Consider the following 17,438-nt stretch of genomic DNA (forward strand, 5'->3'; position numbering starts at 1 on the left):
GACCATGACCCAGCTCGCCGGCCTGACCATCCGCCCTGCCACCGCGGCGGACCTGCCCGCCATCGTGGCCATGCTCGCCGACGATCCGCTGGGCGCCACCCGCGAGTCCCCGGACGACCTGGCCCCGTACGCCGTGGCGCTCAAGCGGCTGACCGACGACCCGAACCAGCACGTCATGGTCGCGGTGCGCGGCGAGCGCGTCGTGGGCACCCTCCAGCTGACGATCGTGCCAGGCCTGTCCCGCAGGGGGTCCACCCGCTCGATCATCGAAGGGGTCCGCGTCCACGCCGACGAACGCGGGAGCGGACTGGGCACCCGCTTCATCGAGTGGGCCGTCGACCGTTCCCGCGAGGAGAACTGCCGACTGGTGCAGCTCACCTCGGACGTGACCCGCACCGACGCCCACCGGTTCTACGAGCGGCTCGGCTTCACGCCCTCCCACGTGGGGTTCAAGCTCCAGCTCTGAAACGGGCCGTCAGCCGATGCCGCGCCAGCCCTGCGGGTCCACCCCGCCGGGCACCGGGGCCTGGGGGTCGTAGGGCTCGCGCGTGAAGACGAACGAGCCCAGGTCGAGGTGGCTCACGGAGCCGTCCTCCCGTCGTACCGCCCGCAGGGTCTCGCCCGCGTAGTAGCCGGACAGTCCCGTCCACGTGCCGTCGGACTCGGCGCGGAACCGGGCCGACCGGCCCGGTACGCCCACCGGGCCCAGTTCCAGCGACCCGTCCGACTTCAGCCGCAGCCCCTGGGGCGCGGTGCCCCAGTACCAGACGCCGCAGAGGTCCAGCGGCACCCGGTCGGCCTCCGTGAAGGGCTTCCAGGGCGCGGGGAACCGGGGTTCCGCGTCCGCCACGATCGCCAGCAGGTCCGTGGCCACCGCCGAGGCCGGCAGGCCGGAGGTGCAGTTCGACAGCACCACGGCCGCGACGTCGTCCGCCTCGCTCAGCCAGAGTCCGGCGACGAACCCGGGCAGCGAACCGCTGTGCCCGAACAGCCGTCGCCCGCGGTGCTCCGTCAGCTGGAGCCCCAGCCCGTAGCCGAGGTCGGCGAAGCCGGGCTCCGGGGGCGCCACCGAGGTGCGCATCTCCCGTGCGCTCTCCGCGCTCAGCACCCGCTCGTCGCCACGGGTCAGCAGGACCGCGAACCGCGCCAGGTCACGGGTCGTGGACCACAGCTGACCGGCCGGAGCCATCAGCCCCAGGTCCTCCGCCGGCTCGGGCAGTATCACGTCCGCCCACGGGTGCACCGCCCAGCCGCCCGCGTGCGGGGCCTGCGGCTGCGCGCTCGTGCGGTCCAGCCCCAGCGGCTCCAGCACCTCGGTCCGCAGGACGTCCTCCCAGGGCTTCCCGCGCAGCGCCTCGACGAGCGAACCCAGCAGGGTGTAACCCGGGTTGGAGTAGTGGTGCCGCGTCCCCGGCGCGTGCTTGAACGGAGCCTCGCCGAGCACGTCGGCGAGCGCGGGCCGCCGGGTGCCCGGGGTGCGCTCCCACCATTCACCAGGCGTCTCCGCCGCCAGCCCGCCGGTGTGGGCCAGCAGCTGGGCGATGGTCACCTCGTCGGCGCCCGTCCCGGGCAGGTGCTTGCCCAGCGGGTCCGAGAGCGCCAGCAGGCCCTCGTCCCGCATCCGCAGCACGAGGACGGCCGTGAAGGTCTTCGTGATCGAGCCGATCCGGTACTGCACGTCCCCGTCGGGTCCGTGCCCCTCGACCGAGGTCCGCGAGCCCTCCCAGACCACCTCCCCGCCGCGCACGACGGCGGCCACCACGGACGGGGCCCGGCCCTCGCTCTGCGCGACGGCGAGCCGGTGGCTCAACGCCCGCCGGGTGGAGGGCAGGAGTTCCAGGTCTTCAGAGAGCGCGTCCATGATCGGATGCTACGTGTTGGCCATGTCCACGAACCGCGAATAATGACCCTGGAAGGCCACGGTGATGGTGGCCGTGGGGCCGTTACGGTGCTTGGCGACGATCAGGTCCGCCTCACCCGCGCGGGGGGACTCCTTCTCGTACGCGTCCTCGCGGTGCAGCAGGATCACCATGTCGGCGTCCTGCTCGATGGAGCCGGACTCACGCAGGTCGGAGACCATCGGCTTCTTGTCGGTGCGCTGCTCGGGACCACGGTTCAGCTGGGAGAGCGCGATCACCGGCACCTCGAGCTCCTTGGCCAGCAGCTTGAGGTTTCGGGACATGTCCGAGACCTCCTGCTGGCGGCTCTCGGGACGGCGGGAGCCGCCCGACTGCATCAGCTGGAGGTAGTCGATGACCACGAGCGAGAGGTCGTTGCGCTGCTTGAGCCGGCGACACTTCGCCCGGATCTCCATCATCGACAGGTTCGGGGAGTCGTCGATGTAGAGCGGGGCCGCCGAGACGTCGGGCATCCGGCGGGCGAGCCGGGTCCAGTCGTCGTCGGTCATGGTGCCGGAGCGCATGTGGTGCAGCGCCACCCGGGCCTCCGCCGAGAGCAGACGCATCGCGATCTCGTTGCGGCCCATTTCGAGGGAGAAGATGACGCTCGGCAGGTTGCTCTTGATGGAGCAGGCGCGGGCGAAGTCCAGCGCGAGCGTCGACTTGCCCATGGCGGGACGGGCGGCGATGACGATCATCTGGCCCGGGTGCAGGCCGTTGGTCAGGGAGTCCAGGTCGGTGAAGCCGGTCGGCACGCCCGACATCTGGCCGGAGCGCGAACCGATGGCCTCGATCTCGTCGAGGGCGCCCTCCATGATGTCGCCGAGGGGCAGGTAGTCCTCGGAGGTGCGCTGCTCGGTGACGGCGTAGATCTCGGCCTGGGCGCTGTTGACGATCTCGTCGACGTCGCCGTCCGCCGCGTATCCCATCTGCGTGATCTTCGTACCGGCCGCGACGAGGCGGCGCAGGACGGCCCGCTCGTGGACGATCTCCGCGTAGTACTCGGCATTCGCCGCGGTCGGGACGGACTGCACCAGGGTGTGCAGGTAGGAGGCCCCGCCCACCTTGCTGATCTCGCCGCGCCGGGTCAGCTCCGCGCCGACGGTGATGGGGTCGGCGGGCTCGCCCTTGGCGTACAGGTCGAGGATGGCCTGGTAGATCGTCTCGTGCGACGGGCGGTAGAAGTCGTGGCCCTTGAGGACCTCGACCACGTCGGCGATGGCGTCCTTGGACAGCAGCATGCCGCCCAGCACGGACTGCTCGGCGTCGAGGTCCTGGGGCGGGACGCGTTCGAAGCCGCCGCCCCCGCCGTCCCAGGAACCGCCTTCGCGGCCCCGGTCGCGGTCCTCGTCCCCGCCGCGGCCGCGGCCCTCGCCGCCCCGGCGCGGACGGGCGGGCAGACGGTCGCTGGGACCGCTGTCGGCCCAGGGGTCGTCCATGGGCTCGGGCATGCTCACCGGGCCGCCTCCTCCCGTCCGCAACGCGGACCTCGCCGTGTCACTCTTTCTACGACACGGCTCTGACATTTGGGACACCCGGATCGGCTCTCGGCGCGTCGGGTAACGCACAACGGTAGGGCCGCGGGCGACGTCAGCCAATCTTGTTATCCACAGGCTGTGTGGATGACATGTGGACGACGGACCCAATGCTGTGGGTAAGTCGCTCGAAGCTGTGCACAGACCGGGGGACGACGCTGTGGACAAAATCACCCGACCCACCTCGACACCGGCACTGACCTGCGGTTTCCTCTTCCACTGGCGACTGCACAGAAAATTCTTGGCCACTGTCCCAAGATCGTCCGCAGCCGCACCCCAAGAACGCCCAAGTCAGCGCAGCGGTAAGGATCCAGAGACCCTTGCGTCTATTACCTGTGGAAGATTAGATTGAGCACATGACACAGGCCCCCACAGCTGAGAAGGCCGCCCCGAGACGGCACGACCGCGAGATCCTCGCCCTCGCCCTGCCCGCCTTCGGCGCCCTCGTAGCCGAGCCCCTCTTCGTGATGGCCGACAGCGCCATCGTGGGCCACCTCGGCACCCCCCAGCTGGCCGGCCTCGGCGTCGCCGCCGCTCTGCTCACCACCGCCGTGAGCGTCTTCGTCTTCCTCGCCTACGCCACCACCGCGGCCGTCGCCCGCCGGGTGGGCGCGGGCGACCTCCGCGCCGCCATCCGGCAGGGCATGGACGGCATCTGGCTGGCACTCCTCCTCGGCGCGGCGGTCGTCGCCGTCGTCCTGCCCACCGCGCCCTCGCTGATCTCCCTCTTCGGCGCCTCCGACACCGTCGCCCCGTACGCCGTCACCTATCTGCGCATCTCCGCACTGGGCATCCCGGCCATGCTGGTGGTCCTGGCGGCCACCGGGGTCATCCGAGGTCTCCAGGACACCCGGACCCCGCTCTACGTGGCCATCGGCGGCTTCGCCCTCAACGGCGCCCTGAACGTGGCCCTGGTCTACGGGGCCGGGCTGGGCATCGCGGGATCGGCCTGGGGCACGGTCATCGCCCAGTGCGCCATGGCGGGCGCCTACCTCTGGGTGGTGGTCCGGGGCGCCCGCCGGCACGGGGCCTCCCTGCGGCCCGACGCGGCCGGCATCCGGGCATGCGCCCAGGCCGGCGTTCCGCTGCTGGTCCGTACCCTGTCCCTGCGCGCCATCCTGATGATCGCCACCGCGGTGGCGGCCCGGCTGGGCGACGCCGACATCGCCGCCCACCAGATCGCGCTGTCCCTGTGGAGCCTGCTCGCCTTCGCCCTGGACGCCATCGCCATCGCCGGACAGGCCATCATCGGCCGCTACCTCGGCGCCGGGGACACGGAGGGCGCGCGGGCCGTCTGCCACCGCATGGTGCGCTGGGGCGTCGGCTCGGGCGTGGTGCTGGGGCTGCTGGTCGTCCTGGCCCGCCCGGTCTTCATCCCGCTGTTCACCGCCGACCCCGTGGTCGAGGACGCCCTGCTCCCCGCGCTGCTGGTGGTGGCCCTGGCACAGCCGGTCTGCGGGGTCGTGTTCGTCCTCGACGGGGTGCTCATGGGCGCCGGGGACGGCCCCTACCTCGCCCGGGCCATGCTGCTGACCCTCGCGGTGTTCGCCCCGGCCGCCCTGCTCGTCCCCGTCCTCGGCGGCGGCCTGACGGCCCTCTGGTGGGCCATGACGCTGATGATGGTGGTCCGGATGGCCACCCTCCAGCTGCGCGCCCGCTCGGGCCGCTGGCTGGTGGCGGGCGCCACCCGTTGACCCCGCTCGTGTTTCACGTGAAACACGAGCCCGGAAACGACGAAGGGCCGCACCCCCGGAGGGGTGCGGCCCTTCATGCGCTGCCCTTAGGCGGCGACGACCTCGATGCCCACGTTCGCGGCGACCTCGGCGTGCAGACGCACGGAGACCTGGTACGAACCGAGGGTCTTGATCGGGGAGCCCAGCTCCACGCGGCGCTTGTCGACCTTCGGGCCACCGGAAGCCTCGATCGCCGTGGCGATGTCGGCCGGGGTGACGGAACCGAAGAGACGACCGGCGTCACCCGCGCGGGTGGCCAGACGGACCTTCACGCCCTCGAGCTGGGCCTTGACCTCGTTGGCCTGCTCGATGGTCGCGATCTCGTGGATCTTGCGGGCGCGGCGGATCTGCGCCACGTCCTTCTCGCCACCCTTGGTCCAGCGGATCGCGAAACCACGCGGGACCAGGTAGTTGCGAGCGTAACCGTCCTTCACGTCGACGACATCGCCGGCGGTACCGAGGCCAGAGACCTCGTGGGTCAGGATGATCTTCATTAGTCGGTCACCCTTTCCTTAGCGCGCGGTGGACGTGTAGGGCAGCAGCGCCATCTCACGGCTGTTCTTCACGGCCGTGGCGACGTCACGCTGGTGCTGCGTGCAGTTGCCGGTAACGCGGCGGGCACGGATCTTGCCGCGGTCGGAAATGAACTTCCGCAGCATGTTCGTGTCCTTGTAGTCCACGTACGCGGTCTTGTCCTTGCAGAACGCGCAGACCTTCTTCTTAGGCTTGCGCACAGGCGGCTTCGCCATTGTGTCTCTCCTGTGTGATCAAGAAGTGGGGATGGAGCTGCCCTTAGAAGGGCGGCTCGTCCGAGTAGCCACCGCCGGAGCCGCCGGAGCTTCCGCCCCAGCCGCCCCCGCCGCCGCCCTGCTGCTGGCCACCGGCCGGCGCGCTGGACGCCCACGGGTCGTCGGAGGGAGCTCCGCCGCCCTGCTGGCCGCCGCTGGGGGCTCCGCCCCAGCCACCGCCGCCGCCCTGCTGCTGACCGCCGCCGCCGTACCCACCCTGGCCACCGCGACCGGTGGTCTTGGCGACCTTGGCCGTGGCGTTCTTCAGGCTGGGGCCGACTTCCTCGACGTCCAGCTCGTAGACCGTGCGCTTGACACCCTCACGGTCCTCGTACGACCGCTGCCTCAGCCGGCCCTGCACGATGACGCGCATGCCCCGCTGGAGGGACTCGGCGACGTTCTCGGCCGCCTGCCGCCACACCGAGCAGGTCAGGAACAGGCTCTCGCCGTCCTTCCACTCGTTGGTCTGACGGTCGAAGGTGCGGGGGGTGGACGCGACACGGAACTTCGCGACCGCCGCACCCGAGGGGGTGAAGCGCAGCTCGGGGTCGTCGACGAGATTGCCGACGACCGTGATGACGGTCTCGCCTGCCATGGATGAACCTCTCGGCGGGGATTGCTGCTGGGCTGCTGTGCTACTCGGTCCCGATTACCGCTGAACCGGAGTTCAGTGGGTCTCGGGGCGAAGGACCTTGGTCCGGAGAACCGACTCGTTCAGGTTCATCTGGCGGTCGAGCTCCTTGACGACCGCAGGCTCGGCCTGCAGGTCGAGGACCGAGTAGATGCCCTCGGGCTTCTTCTTGATCTCGTAAGCGAGACGACGACGGCCCCAGGTGTCGACCTTCTCGACCTTTCCGTTGCCCTCGCGGACGACGGAGAGGAAGTTCTCGATCAGGGGGGCGACAGCGCGCTCCTCGAGATCGGGGTCGAGGATGACCATCACTTCGTAGTGACGCATGTGGAACCCACCTCCTTTGGACTCAGCGGCCACGGTCGTTCCGTGGCAGGAGGGTCGTGATGCGTGCCGCACGGTGCCTGAGAGCAGACACCGCGCAGACCGTACAGACTACCTGCTCGACTCCTTCCGGTTGAAATCCGGCGGGAGGGGGCCACAATCTGTAGGCATCGGGTGTGCTCGGTGCTATGCCCCCGGCCCCGGCCGGAGGCGGCGTCGAAGCACCGCTCTGCTTCAGCCAGGAGGTGCCTTCCGATGGCACAGGCAATGGATCGTCCGCCCATCTCCCTGCTCGCGACCGACGGCAAGCCCCACCCGCTCCAGGACACCCTGGTGGCGGTCACCCTGATCCTCGGCGCCGTGGCGTTCGTCACTGCGTTCTTCCACAATCTGCACCTGCTCAGCTCCTGGACGGGGCTGATCGGAATCGCGACCGGCGCTTACGGCCAGTTCATCTCCGAGACGACACGCGAGCGCTTCGCACTGATCATCGGCCTTGGCGCGGCTGGGATCGGCTTCTTCCTCGGCATGGCGCACGGCGGCCTCTTCGGCGGCTGGGTGGGCTGACCGGGGGATCTCCTCGGCGGGGCGCCGGCCGGACACCGGCCCGGGCTACGGCCCGTCCCCCAGATGGGTGGCGCCCCCGTCGCAGTAGGCTTCGCGCCATAGCAGCGAAGCCGCCCGAGGAGACAACCCGCATGAGCCTGTCCCTGCGCACCATCAGCCGAGAGCAGCATCTGGCGTACCTCCAGAGCCTGCCCTCGGCTAGCCACTGCCAGGTCCCGGCGTGGGCCGACGTCAAGAACGAGTGGCGCTCGGAGAACCTGGGATGGTTCGACAAGTCCGGTGAACTCGTCGGTGCCGCCCTCGTCCTGTACCGCCAGCTGCCCAAGGTGAAGCGGTACCTCGCGTACCTCCCCGAGGGCCCGGTCATCAACTGGTACGCCCCCAATCTGGAGGAGTGGCTCCAGCCGATGCTGGCGCACCTCAAGCAGCAGGGCGCCTTCACGGTGAAGATGGGCCCGCCCGTCGTCATCCGCCGCTGGAACTCCGCCGCCATCAAGGCCGGTATCCAGGACCCCGAGGTCAAGCGCCTGCGCGACGTGGAGGCTTCGTACATCGAGCCCCGCGCCTTCGAGGTGTCCGACAAGCTGCGCCGCATGGGCTGGCAGCAGGGCGAGGACGGCGGCGCCGGCTTCGGCGACGTCCAGCCCCGCTACGTCTTCCAGGTGCCGCTGGCGAACCGTTCGCTGGACGACGTCCTCAAGGGCTTCAACCAGCTGTGGCGCCGCAACATCAAGAAGGCCGAGAAGGCCGGCGTCGAGGTCGTCCAGGGCGGCTACGAGGACCTGCCGACCTGGCAGTACCTCTACGAGATCACCGCCGAGCGCGACAAGTTCCGCCCGCGCCCGCTCAGCTACTTCCAGCGCCAGTGGACGGCCCTCAACTCCGAGGACCCCAATCGCATGCGGCTGTACATCGCCAAGCACGAGGGCGAACCGCTCGCTGCCGCCACGATGCTGACGGTCGGCCAGCACGTCTGGTACTCCTACGGCGCCTCCGCCAACCACAAGCGCGAGGTCCGGCCCTCGAACGCCATGCAGTGGCGCATGCTGCGCGACTCGTACGCGCTCGGCGCCAGCGTCTACGACCTGCGCGGCATCAGTGACACCCTGGACGAGAACGACCACCTGTTCGGCCTGATCCAGTTCAAGGTCGGTACGGGCGGCGAGGCCGTCGAGTACGTCGGCGAGTGGGACTTCCCGCTCAACAAGATGCTGCACAAGGCGCTCGACATCTACATGTCGCGCCGCTGACCCCCACCCCGCCCCTTCCACACACACCGCACCGCTGCACCACGCAGCTATCCGAGAGAGGCTCCGGACGGGCATGGCGCTCACGCTCTACGTCGACACCGCGCGCTGGCGTGCGCACCAGAAGACGATCATCGACCAGTTCCCCGGTCTGATCCCCGTCTGCAAGGGCAACGGATACGGCTTCGGCCACGAGCGGCTGTGCGAGGAGGCGACCCGGATGGGCACCGACATCCTGGCCGTCGGCACGACGTACGAGGCCGCGAGCATCAAGGACCGGTTCGGCGGCGACCTGCTCGTCCTCACCCCGTTCCGGCGGGGCGAGGACCCGGTGCCGCTGCCGGACCGGGTGATCCGTTCGGTGGCCTCCGTGGACGGGGTCCGCGGTCTGGTCGGTGCCCGCGTGGTCATCGAGTGCATGAGCTCGATGCGCCGCCACGGCATCTCCGAGCAGGACCTGGGGATGCTCCAGTCGGCGATCGAGGACGTCCGGCTGGAGGGCTTCGCCCTGCACCTGCCGCTGGACCGCCCCGACGGCTCGGACGCCGTCGAGGAGGTCATCGCCTGGATGGACCGGCTGCGCGCGGCCCGGCTGCCGCTGCACACCATGTTCGTCAGCCACCTGCGGGCCGAGGAGCTGGCCCGGCTCCAGCAGCAGTTCCCGCAGACCCGCTTCCGCGCCCGTATCGGCACCCGGCTGTGGCTGGGAGACCACGACGCCACCCAGTACCGCGGCGCGGTCCTGGACGTCACGCGCGTGGCCAAGGGCGACCGGTTCGGCTACCGGCAGCAGAAGGCCGCCTCCGACGGCTGGCTGGTCGTCGTCGCCGGCGGCACCTCGCACGGCGTGGGCCTGGAGGCCCCCAAGGCCCTCCACGGGATGATGCCGCGCGCCAAGGGCGTCGCCCGGGCGGGCCTGGCCACCGTCAACCGCAACCTGTCGCCCTTCGTCTGGGCCGGCAAGCAGCGCTGGTTCGCCGAGCCCCCGCACATGCAGGTGTCGATCCTGTTCGTGCCCTCGGACGCGACCGAGCCGAAGGTGGGCGACGAGCTGGTGGCCCACCTGCGCCACACCACGACGCAGTTCGACCGGGTGCTGGACGCCTGATCCGCACCCCCGTGGGCCCGGGGCCGGGCCCGTCCGGCCCGGCCGCCGGGTCAGTCCCTGGGGTCCACGCCCCAGGCGACCCGCTGTCCCTCCGAAGGCGCCGCGTACTGCGGCGCCTTCGTCTTGTCCCCGAACACGAACACGTCCTCGGCCCCGTCCAGGACGCCCCCGGACGGGTCGTCCGAGCCGTCGCGCCGGACGACGTCGCGCTCGGGCAGCAGGATGTCCCGCACGACGACCGCGCACAGGTAGAGCGTGGCCAGCAGGTGGAGGGCGATGGCGAGCTGGTAGCCCTCCAGGGGCAGCCCCTGGTGCTTGTCCCCGCTGGTGGTGTAGGCCAGGTAGAACCAGATCCCCAGGAAGTAGGCGACCTCGCCGGCCTGCCAGATCAGGAAGTCGCGCCAGCGCGGGCGGGCCAGCGCGGCGAGCGGGACGAGCCACAGCACGTACTGCGGCGAGTAGACCTTGTTGGCCAGGATGAACGCGGCGACGACCAGGAAGGCCAGCTGGGCGAAGCGGGGCCGCCGCGGGGCCGTCAGCGTGAGCACGCCGATGCCCAGGCAGAGCAGCACGGTCAGCCCGGTGGCGTAGGTGTTGGCCCCCTCCAGGGGGTTGCCGCTGCGCTGGGAGATCAGCAGCCAGATCGAGCCGAAGTCGATCGGACGCTCCTGGCTGAACACGTAGAACCGCTTCCAGCCGTCCCAGGCGTAGAACATGACCGGCAGGTTGACCACGAGCCATGAGACGACCGCACCGCCGAGGGCGGCGCCGAACGCCCGCCACTTCCCGGCCCGCCAGCACAGGACGAACAGCGCGCCGAGCAGCAGCACGGGGTAGAGCTTGGCCGCGGTGGCCAGGCCGATGAGCACCCCGCTGAGCAGCGGCCGGCTGCGCGACCACATCAGCATCGCGGCGGCGGCGAGGGCGACGGCCGGCAGGTCCCAGTTGATGGTCGCGTTCAGGGCGAACGCGGGGGCCAGCGCGAGGAGCAGGGCGTCCCAGGGGCGACGGCGGTGGGTCCGCGTGACGCAGACGGCGATGACCGCGGCGCAGGCCATCAGCATGCCCGCGTTGACCATCCAGTACATCTGCTCGCGGTGCTGGATCGCCCCGGACGAGGGGGTGAGCCAGGAGGCCACCTCCATGAAGGCCCCGGTGAGCACCGGGTACTCCAGGTACTGCATGCCGCCGTACTTCGGGTCGACCGCGACGTCCGGGAACCTGTCGAGGTAGGGCACGAGGCCGTCGGCGAAGCCGCGGGCGGAGTACAGGTGCGGGATGTCGGAGTAGCAGGCGTGGGTGTACTGCGAGCCCGCTCCCTGGAACCAGGCCCAGTCGTAGCAGGGCAGCTTCTGCACCATGCCGAGCGCGAACATGCCGAGGGCCACGAGGACCACGACGCGGACGGGGGACAGCCAGTGGGCTCCCGGCCGGAGGTGGCGGCCGACCGGCCCGCCGATGAGCTCGCTGCCGGCGGCGGCGACCTCGTCCTGCTGCGTGGGCAGTACGGGGGGCGGATCCTCGTGCACCTGGGTCATGGGCTCATCCTGCCGTACCGGCCCGGACACGGGGGAGGGCCGCCGCACGGTGTGCGACGGCCCTCCGGTGGTGCGGGTGGGGCGGGGTCAGCCCTGGGTGCCCATGATGCTGCCCCAGTTGCTCCCGCCGCCGGGGCGCCCCGGCCTGGTCGGGGGCGTGGTGGCCGGGTCGGTGTTCCCGCCGGTCGTGTTGCCGCCCGCTCCGGAACTCGTGCCGGCCGCGGTCTGCGGGTCGCAGTTCAGGTTCCAGGGCTTGGGCTTGCACGGCTTGCCCCCCTCGGACGGGGAGGGCGACACGGACGTGGACGGCGAGGGCGACACGGACGTGGACGGGGAGGTGGAGGGGGACACGGACACCGACGGGCTGGGCGACGGGGCCCCGGCGGCGTCGGCGACGACGCCGCTGTCCTCGGCCTCCGGGAAGTCCTTGACCGGGGTGCCCTTGAGGGCCTCGCGCATGTACTCGGTCCAGATCACCGCGGGGATGTCACCACCGTGGATGGAGTCGACACCGCCCACGTGGTTCATGGACATGAGCTTCTTGTCCTTGGAGTTCGGGTCGTTGCGGAAGAGGGTGACCGAGGTGGACAGCTCCGGGGTGTAGCCGACGAACCAGGCGGACTTGTTCTGGTCGGTGGTACCGGTCTTGCCGGCGGCGGGCCGGCCCAGCTTCTTGGCCTTGGTGCCGGTGCCGTTCTCCACGACGTTGCGCAGGACCTTGGTGATGTTGTCCGCGATGGAGTTGTCCATGGCCCGGGATTCCTTGGGGGTCTGGAAGCCGGGGAGCTTGGTGCCGTCCTTGGTGACCTCCAGTACCGAGAAGGGCTCGTGGTGCGTCCCGGAGGCGGCGAAGGTGGCGTAGGAGTCGGCCATGCGGATGGCGCTGGGGGTCGAGGTGCCGAGGGCGAAGGAGGCGTTGTTGTTCTCGTCCATCGACTCCTCGAGGATGCCGGTCGCCTTGGCGACCTGGCGGACCTTGCTGTGGCCGACGTCGAAGACCAGCTGGGCGAACGGGACGTTGATGGACTTCTCCATCGCCTCGTTCAGGGTCACGTAGCCGTACGGGTACTCGCTCTCGTTCTTCTGCTTGAACGGCTGGCCGTCGGGGCCCAGCAGCGGCTTGCCCGAGCGGTCGTTGATCACCGTGAGGTCGTTGGCGTTGTACTTGCTGGCGGCCGAGATGCCCGAGCCCTTGGAGTTCTGCGTCCCGTACTCCATGGCCGCGGCCAGCACGTACGGCTTCCAGGTCGAGCCGACCGGGACACCGGAGGTGTTGGCGTTGTTGGCGAAGTACTTGTGGTCCCAGCCGGGACCGCCGTACAGGGCGACGATCGCGCCGGTCTTCACGTCGACGGAGGCGGCGCCGAACTGGACGAAGGTGTCGTACTCGGGGCGCTTCTTCTCGTCGAGGAAGTCGTTGCGGGTGTCCTCGACCGCCTTGGAGAGGGCCTCCACCTTGGGCTTCTGGAAGGTGGTGCGGATGGTGTAGCCACCGAGGGCCATCTTCTCGGCGCTGATGTCGGCCGTCTTCATGACGTACGACTTGGCCACCTCGACCAGGTAGCCGGTCTGGCCGGACATGCCGCTCGCCTGGGCGAGGTCGACCCGGGCCGGGAACTCCTTGTACTTGTCGCGCTCCGACTGCTCCATGCGGTGGACGGCGACCTCGCGGTCGAGGACCCACTGCCAGCGGGCCCGGGCGCGCTTCTCGTTGGCCTCGGGGGTGGCCGCCGAGCCGATGCCGCCGTCCGGGTTGTAGAGGTTGGGGCCCTTGAGCAGGGAGGCGAGGAAGGCGCTCTCGGACGGGTCGAGGTTCTTGGCGTCCTTGCCGAAGTAGGCGCGGGCGGCGGCCTGGATGCCGTAGGCGTCGCGGCCGTAGTAGGCGGTGTTCAGGTAGCCGGCGAGGACCGTGTCCTTCGACTCGGTGGCACCCAGCTTGATCGCGATGAAGAGTTCGGTGACCTTGCGCTTGAGCGTCTGCTCGGAGTCGAGGTAGGAGTTCTTGACGTACTGCTGGGTGATGGTGGAGCCACCCTGGGTCGACCCGCCCGTGGCCATGTTCACCACGGCACGGGCGATACCCATGGGGTCGACGCCTTTGTCCGTCTCGAAGGACTCGTTCTCCGCCGCGATCACGGCGTTCCGCATGGAGACCGGAATCTGGTCGATCGGGATGATCTGGCGGTTCGTGGACCCGCCGGTGGCGACCATCTGGGTGCCGTCGGCCCACTGGAAGACGTTGTTCTGCGCCTTGGCCGCCTTGTTCATGTCCGGGGTGCCGACCATGGCGATGCCGACGCCGGCCCCGGCGATGATGAAGGCGAAAAACCCCAGGACACTGCCGCAGACCAGCTTCCAGGAAGGCACGAAGCGCTTCCAGCCGGCCTTCCCGGCACGGGGGTAGTCGATGAGCCGCTTTCGGCCTCCACCCCCCTTCCCACCTGGGCGTCCTCGCCCGGCGGGGGGTCGCTGACCACCCCGGCGGGAGTCGGCGCGGCCACCTTGGGCGCTCGGGTCCGCATAGGGCCCGCCGGGCGGTGCGGAGGGGACTCCCCGTCCGGGGCCGGCGCCCCTTCCGGGGTGCTGCTGGGCAGCCCGGCGCGACGCGGCGCGGCCGCCGCCCTGGGGCTGCGGCGGTTTGCGGCGGTGCTCGCTCATCGAACGACTACTCCTCGGGCAGGCGAGTGGCCTGGAAGCGGCAGGTGATTCCGGTTCCCCCCGGTGGTCCTGCAGCACAGCCTACGCACGACCAAAACCCAACCAGTGCCGAAGTTCACCCCAAATCAGGCAACTTGCGTCGTACGAATTGGTGATGTGACGCCGGTCACCATGTCTCGGCTTGTCGGCGGAAGCGCCCCGATCTATGGTCTGGATGTATCGAGCCGATACATCAGCTCGACATAAACTCAGAGGCAGAGAGGGGCAGGCGGATGAGCAGGCGCTCAGGCATCCTCGAGTTCGCCGTCCTCGGCCTGCTTCGCGAATCCCCCATGCACGGGTACGAACTGCGCAAGCGGCTCAACACCTCGCTGGGGGTATTCAGGGCGTTCAGCTACGGGACTCTCTATCCCTGCCTCAAGACGCTGGTCGCCAACGGCTGGTTGATCGAAGAACCGGGGAACGCCCCGGAAGACGCTCTCGCCGCTTCACTCGCAGGGCGCCGCGCCAAGATCGTCTACCGGTTGACGGCAGCAGGTAAGGAGCACTTCGAAGAGCTCCTCTCCCACACCGGCCCCGACACCTGGGAGGACGAGTCCTTCGCCGCCCGCTTCGCCTTCTTCGGTCAGACCGAACGAGAAGTGCGGATGCGGGTACTGGAGGGCCGCCGCAGCAGGCTGGAGGAGCGCCTGGAGAAGATGCGCGCCTCGCTCGCCCGCACACGGGAGCGCCTGGACGACTACACGCTCGAGCTGCAGCGGCACGGAATGGAATCCGTCGAGCGTGAAGTGCGCTGGCTGAACGAGCTCATCGAGAGCGAGAGGGCGGGACGGGACCAGAGACGACCCGGTCCGCCCGACGAAACAGCAAAGTGAGACCTGCATCTCGCAGGCCTCGTTCCGAGAACAGACAGGGAGCAACCGGAATGGGTTCGGTTCGCGTAGCCATCGTCGGCGTGGGCAACTGCGCCGCCTCGCTGGTGCAGGGCGTCGAGTACTACAAGGACGCCGACCCGGCCACCAAGGTCCCGGGTCTGATGCACGTCCAGTTCGGCGACTACCACGTCCGTGACGTCGAGTTCGTCGCCGCGTTCGACGTCGACGCCAAGAAGGTCGGCCTGGACCTCTCGGACGCCATCGGCGCCAGCGAGAACAACACCATCAAGATCTGCGACGTCCCGAACAAGGGCGTCACGGTCCAGCGCGGCCACACCCTCGACGGTCTCGGCAAGTACTACCGCATGACCATCGAGGAGTCCTCCGAGGCCCCGGTCGACGTCGTCCAGATCCTCAAGGACCGTCAGGTCGACGTCCTGGTCTGCTACCTCCCGGTCGGTTCCGAGGACGCGGCGAAGTTCTACGCCCAGTGCGCCATCGACGCCAAGGTCGCCTTCGTCAACGCCCTCCCGGTCTTCATCGCCGGCACCAAGGAGTGGGCCGACAAGTTCACCGAGGCCGGTGTCCCGATCGTCGGCGACGACATCAAGTCCCAGGTCGGCGCGACCATCACGCACCGCGTGATGGCGAAGCTCTTCGAAGACCGCGGCGTCCGCCTCGAGCGCACCATGCAGCTCAACGTCGGCGGCAACATGGACTTCAAGAACATGCTCGAGCGCGACCGCCTCGAGTCGAAGAAGATCTCCAAGACGCAGGCCGTCACCTCGCAGATCCCCGACCGTGAGCTCGGCGAGAAGAACGTCCACATCGGCCCGTCCGACTACGTCGCGTGGCTCGACGACCGCAAGTGGGCCTACGTCCGCCTCGAGGGCCGCGCCTTCGGCGACGTCCCGCTGAACCTCGAGTACAAGCTCGAGGTGTGGGACTCCCCGAACTCCGCCGGTGTCATCATCGACGCCCTGCGCGCCGCGAAGATCGCCAAGGACCGCGGCATCGGCGGCCCGATCCTGTCGGCCTCCAGCTACTTCATGAAGTCCCCGCCGGTCCAGTACTTCGACGACGAGGCCCTGGCCAACGTCGAGAAGTTCATCAAGGGCGAGGTCGAGCGCTAGTCACGGCTCCGATCGGGTCCAGGGTCCCCAGGGACGCCTGTTCTTCGACGCTCCTTCCACCGAGGGTCTCCGGACTGTGTGTCCGGAGACCCTCGGTGTATGTGACCCTTGCCCACATGCCTGTCGTACGTGATCTGCGCGTACTCCTGCGCCGGAGGGACTTCCGCAACCTGCTCGCCGTACGGCTGCTGTGCCAGGCGGCCGACGGGACGTACCAGGTCGCCCTGGCGACCTTCGTGGTCTTTTCGCCGGAGAAGCAGACCTCGCCCGCCGCCATCGCCTCGGCGATGGCCGTGCTGCTGCTGCCCTACTCCGCGATCGGCCCCTTCGCCGGAGTGCTGCTCGACCGCTGGCGCCGCCGCCAGGTGTTCCTCTACGGCAACCTCCTGCGGGCCCTGCTCGCCTGCGTCACCGCCGTACTGATCGTCGCGCACGTCCCCGACTGGCTGTTCTACGCCTCGGCCCTGTCCGTGACCGCCGTCAACCGCTTCGTCCTGGCCGGGCTCGCGGCCGCCCTGCCGCACGTCGTCGAAGCCGACGAACTGGTCACCGCGAACGCCCTCTCACCCACCGCCGGGACGCTCGCCGCTGTGGCCGGCGGCGGCCTGGCCTTCCTCGTCCGCATCCTGGCCTCGGGGTCCAACGCGCTCGTCGTCCTGGTCGGCGCCGCGCTGTACCTGTGCGCGGGACTCGTGGCCCTCCGGCTGGCCGTCGACCTCCTCGGGCCCGACCATCCTCCCGGCCGGACGCACCCGTCCGTCCTCGAGGGGATCACCCTCACCGTCCGGGGCATGGCCGAGGGGCTGAGGCACCTGGCCGGCCGGCGGGAGGCGGCCCGGGCCCTCACCGCCATGACGCTGATGCGCTTCGCCTACGGGGCGCTGACCGTGATGCTGCTGATGCTCTGCCGCTACGCCTGGTCGGACAACGAGGCGGACGGCCTGGCCCTGCTGGGGATCGCCGTCGGGGTCTCGGGGGCCGGGTTCTTCGCGGCCGCCGTGGTGACGCCCTGGCTGGTGGGCCGACTCGGCCCACTGGGCTGGATCACCGCCTGCGCGGCCGGATCGGCCCTCCTCGTACCGGCCCTCGGCCTCTTCTTCGCCCCCGGACCGATGCTCGTCGCCGCCTTCGCCCTGGGGGTCGCCACCCAGGGGGCCAAGATCTGCACCGACACCGTGGTGCAGTTCCGGGTGGACGACGACTACCGGGGACGGGTCTTCTCCGTCTACGACGTGCTGTTCAACGTGGCCTTCGTCGGAGCGGCCGCGGTCTCCTCGCTGATGCTCCCCGCCGACGGCCGCTCGGTGGCCCTGCTCCTGGCCACGGCCCTGATCTACGCCGGCACGGCGGTGTTCCTGCACCGGCGGCGCGACCGCGTCGATGTTTCACGTGAAACGTAGGCA

Annotated in this window: 16 protein-coding genes; 8 read left to right on the forward strand and 8 right to left on the reverse strand. The window is 69.9% G+C overall.

All coding sequences use genetic code 11. The features are described 5' to 3' along the window. The first annotated feature begins 4 nt into the window (after window positions 1–4). Window positions 5–466, forward strand: a complete 462-nt coding sequence (locus tag ACFVXK_RS01090; protein WP_389609142.1) for a GNAT family N-acetyltransferase — start codon at window positions 5–7, stop codon at window positions 464–466. A 9-nt stretch (window positions 467–475) separates the two neighbouring features. Here ACFVXK_RS01090 and ACFVXK_RS01095 read toward each other — a convergent pair whose 3' ends face one another. Further along, on the reverse strand, window positions 476–1,861 hold the full coding sequence (locus tag ACFVXK_RS01095; RefSeq protein WP_389609144.1) for a serine hydrolase domain-containing protein: 1,386 nt from the start codon (window positions 1,859–1,861) through the stop codon (window positions 476–478). A 9-nt stretch (window positions 1,862–1,870) separates the two neighbouring features. Further along, window positions 1,871–3,337, reverse strand: a complete 1,467-nt coding sequence (dnaB, locus tag ACFVXK_RS01100) for a replicative DNA helicase (protein WP_389609195.1) — start codon at window positions 3,335–3,337, stop codon at window positions 1,871–1,873. A gap of 452 nt (window positions 3,338–3,789) precedes the next feature. On the opposite strand from dnaB, the gene ACFVXK_RS01105 reads away from it, so the two are divergent. Continuing rightward, window positions 3,790–5,127, forward strand: a complete 1,338-nt coding sequence (locus tag ACFVXK_RS01105) for an MATE family efflux transporter (protein ID WP_389609145.1) — start codon at window positions 3,790–3,792, stop codon at window positions 5,125–5,127. Between the two features lie 86 nt (window positions 5,128–5,213). On the opposite strand, the gene rplI is transcribed toward ACFVXK_RS01105, so the two are convergent. The 4 genes from rplI to rpsF all read right to left on the reverse strand — a co-directional run bounded on the left by rplI (window position 5,214) and on the right by rpsF (window position 6,912). Continuing rightward, window positions 5,214–5,660 carry a 50S ribosomal protein L9 gene (rplI, locus tag ACFVXK_RS01110; protein ID WP_045945398.1) on the reverse strand — a complete coding sequence of 149 codons (447 nt, stop codon included), beginning with the start codon at window positions 5,658–5,660 and terminating at the stop codon, window positions 5,214–5,216. Between the two features lie 18 nt (window positions 5,661–5,678). After that, window positions 5,679–5,915: a 30S ribosomal protein S18 gene (gene rpsR, locus ACFVXK_RS01115; RefSeq protein ID WP_005315025.1), complete on the reverse strand. Its 237-nt coding sequence runs from the start codon at window positions 5,913–5,915 to the stop codon at window positions 5,679–5,681. Between the two features lie 43 nt (window positions 5,916–5,958). Next, entirely contained in the window at window positions 5,959–6,549 is a 591-nt protein-coding gene (locus ACFVXK_RS01120; protein WP_060177162.1) for a single-stranded DNA-binding protein, read from the reverse strand. Window positions 6,550–6,621: 72 nt separating this feature from the next. Continuing rightward, complete coding sequence (rpsF, locus tag ACFVXK_RS01125) at window positions 6,622–6,912, reverse strand: 30S ribosomal protein S6 (protein WP_007265254.1); 291 nt, start codon at window positions 6,910–6,912, stop codon at window positions 6,622–6,624. Window positions 6,913–7,164: 252 nt separating this feature from the next. Here rpsF and ACFVXK_RS01130 point away from each other — a divergent pair, with 252 nt between their 5' ends. The 3 genes from ACFVXK_RS01130 (at window position 7,165) to ACFVXK_RS01140 (ending at window position 9,831) form a co-directional block, all read left to right on the forward strand. Beyond that, a complete protein-coding gene (locus ACFVXK_RS01130) occupies window positions 7,165–7,476 on the forward strand; it encodes a hypothetical protein (RefSeq protein WP_389609147.1) in 312 nt (103 codons plus the stop codon). A 131-nt stretch (window positions 7,477–7,607) separates the two neighbouring features. Then, window positions 7,608–8,726 (forward strand): peptidoglycan bridge formation glycyltransferase FemA/FemB family protein, encoded by a 1,119-nt coding sequence (locus ACFVXK_RS01135; RefSeq protein WP_045945395.1) that lies wholly within the window; start codon window positions 7,608–7,610, stop codon window positions 8,724–8,726. 73 nt (window positions 8,727–8,799) lie between these two features. Next, the gene (locus ACFVXK_RS01140) at window positions 8,800–9,831 is read left to right on the forward strand and encodes an alanine racemase (RefSeq protein ID WP_389609149.1); all 1,032 of its coding nucleotides are present in this window, start codon (window positions 8,800–8,802) and stop codon (window positions 9,829–9,831) included. Between the two features lie 50 nt (window positions 9,832–9,881). On the opposite strand, the gene ACFVXK_RS01145 is transcribed toward ACFVXK_RS01140, so the two are convergent. Next, complete coding sequence (locus ACFVXK_RS01145; protein WP_389609151.1) at window positions 9,882–11,369, reverse strand: glycosyltransferase family 87 protein; 1,488 nt, start codon at window positions 11,367–11,369, stop codon at window positions 9,882–9,884. An 87-nt stretch (window positions 11,370–11,456) separates the two neighbouring features. Next, a complete protein-coding gene (locus tag ACFVXK_RS01150; RefSeq protein WP_389609153.1) occupies window positions 11,457–14,027 on the reverse strand; it encodes a transglycosylase domain-containing protein in 2,571 nt (856 codons plus the stop codon). Window positions 14,028–14,299: 272 nt separating this feature from the next. On the opposite strand from ACFVXK_RS01150, the gene ACFVXK_RS01155 reads away from it, so the two are divergent. The 3 genes from ACFVXK_RS01155 to ACFVXK_RS01165 all read left to right on the forward strand — a co-directional run bounded on the left by ACFVXK_RS01155 (window position 14,300) and on the right by ACFVXK_RS01165 (window position 17,435). Next, a complete protein-coding gene (locus ACFVXK_RS01155) occupies window positions 14,300–14,902 on the forward strand; it encodes a helix-turn-helix transcriptional regulator (protein WP_358891489.1) in 603 nt (200 codons plus the stop codon). 50 nt (window positions 14,903–14,952) lie between these two features. Continuing rightward, the gene (locus tag ACFVXK_RS01160; protein ID WP_358891488.1) at window positions 14,953–16,035 is read left to right on the forward strand and encodes an inositol-3-phosphate synthase; all 1,083 of its coding nucleotides are present in this window, start codon (window positions 14,953–14,955) and stop codon (window positions 16,033–16,035) included. A 116-nt stretch (window positions 16,036–16,151) separates the two neighbouring features. Then, complete coding sequence (locus tag ACFVXK_RS01165; protein ID WP_389609155.1) at window positions 16,152–17,435, forward strand: MFS transporter; 1,284 nt, start codon at window positions 16,152–16,154, stop codon at window positions 17,433–17,435. The last annotated feature ends 3 nt before the right edge of the window (window positions 17,436–17,438 follow it).

This window comes from Streptomyces sp. NPDC058157, from assembly GCF_042884105.1.
Lineage (GTDB): Bacteria > Actinomycetota > Actinomycetes > Streptomycetales > Streptomycetaceae > Streptomyces.

What these genes read in the sequence shown, in the direction of transcription:
- ACFVXK_RS01090 (WP_389609142.1), top strand. Translation starts at nt 5, where the DNA reads ATGACCCAGCTCGCCGGCCTGACCATCCGCCCTGCCACCGCGGCGGAC.
- ACFVXK_RS01095 (WP_389609144.1), bottom strand. Translation starts at nt 1,861, where the DNA reads ATGGACGCGCTCTCTGAAGACCTGGAACTCCTGCCCTCCACCCGGCGG.
- dnaB (WP_389609195.1), bottom strand. Translation starts at nt 3,337, where the DNA reads ATGGACGACCCCTGGGCCGACAGCGGTCCCAGCGACCGTCTGCCCGCC.
- ACFVXK_RS01105 (WP_389609145.1), top strand. Translation starts at nt 3,790, where the DNA reads ATGACACAGGCCCCCACAGCTGAGAAGGCCGCCCCGAGACGGCACGAC.
- rplI (WP_045945398.1), bottom strand. Translation starts at nt 5,660, where the DNA reads ATGAAGATCATCCTGACCCACGAGGTCTCTGGCCTCGGTACCGCCGGC.
- rpsR (WP_005315025.1), bottom strand. Translation starts at nt 5,915, where the DNA reads ATGGCGAAGCCGCCTGTGCGCAAGCCTAAGAAGAAGGTCTGCGCGTTC.
- ACFVXK_RS01120 (WP_060177162.1), bottom strand. Translation starts at nt 6,549, where the DNA reads ATGGCAGGCGAGACCGTCATCACGGTCGTCGGCAATCTCGTCGACGAC.
- rpsF (WP_007265254.1), bottom strand. Translation starts at nt 6,912, where the DNA reads ATGCGTCACTACGAAGTGATGGTCATCCTCGACCCCGATCTCGAGGAG.
- ACFVXK_RS01130 (WP_389609147.1), top strand. Translation starts at nt 7,165, where the DNA reads ATGGCACAGGCAATGGATCGTCCGCCCATCTCCCTGCTCGCGACCGAC.
- ACFVXK_RS01135 (WP_045945395.1), top strand. Translation starts at nt 7,608, where the DNA reads ATGAGCCTGTCCCTGCGCACCATCAGCCGAGAGCAGCATCTGGCGTAC.
- ACFVXK_RS01140 (WP_389609149.1), top strand. Translation starts at nt 8,800, where the DNA reads ATGGCGCTCACGCTCTACGTCGACACCGCGCGCTGGCGTGCGCACCAG.
- ACFVXK_RS01145 (WP_389609151.1), bottom strand. Translation starts at nt 11,369, where the DNA reads ATGACCCAGGTGCACGAGGATCCGCCCCCCGTACTGCCCACGCAGCAG.
- ACFVXK_RS01150 (WP_389609153.1), bottom strand. Translation starts at nt 14,027, where the DNA reads ATGAGCGAGCACCGCCGCAAACCGCCGCAGCCCCAGGGCGGCGGCCGC.
- ACFVXK_RS01155 (WP_358891489.1), top strand. Translation starts at nt 14,300, where the DNA reads ATGAGCAGGCGCTCAGGCATCCTCGAGTTCGCCGTCCTCGGCCTGCTT.
- ACFVXK_RS01160 (WP_358891488.1), top strand. Translation starts at nt 14,953, where the DNA reads ATGGGTTCGGTTCGCGTAGCCATCGTCGGCGTGGGCAACTGCGCCGCC.
- ACFVXK_RS01165 (WP_389609155.1), top strand. Translation starts at nt 16,152, where the DNA reads ATGCCTGTCGTACGTGATCTGCGCGTACTCCTGCGCCGGAGGGACTTC.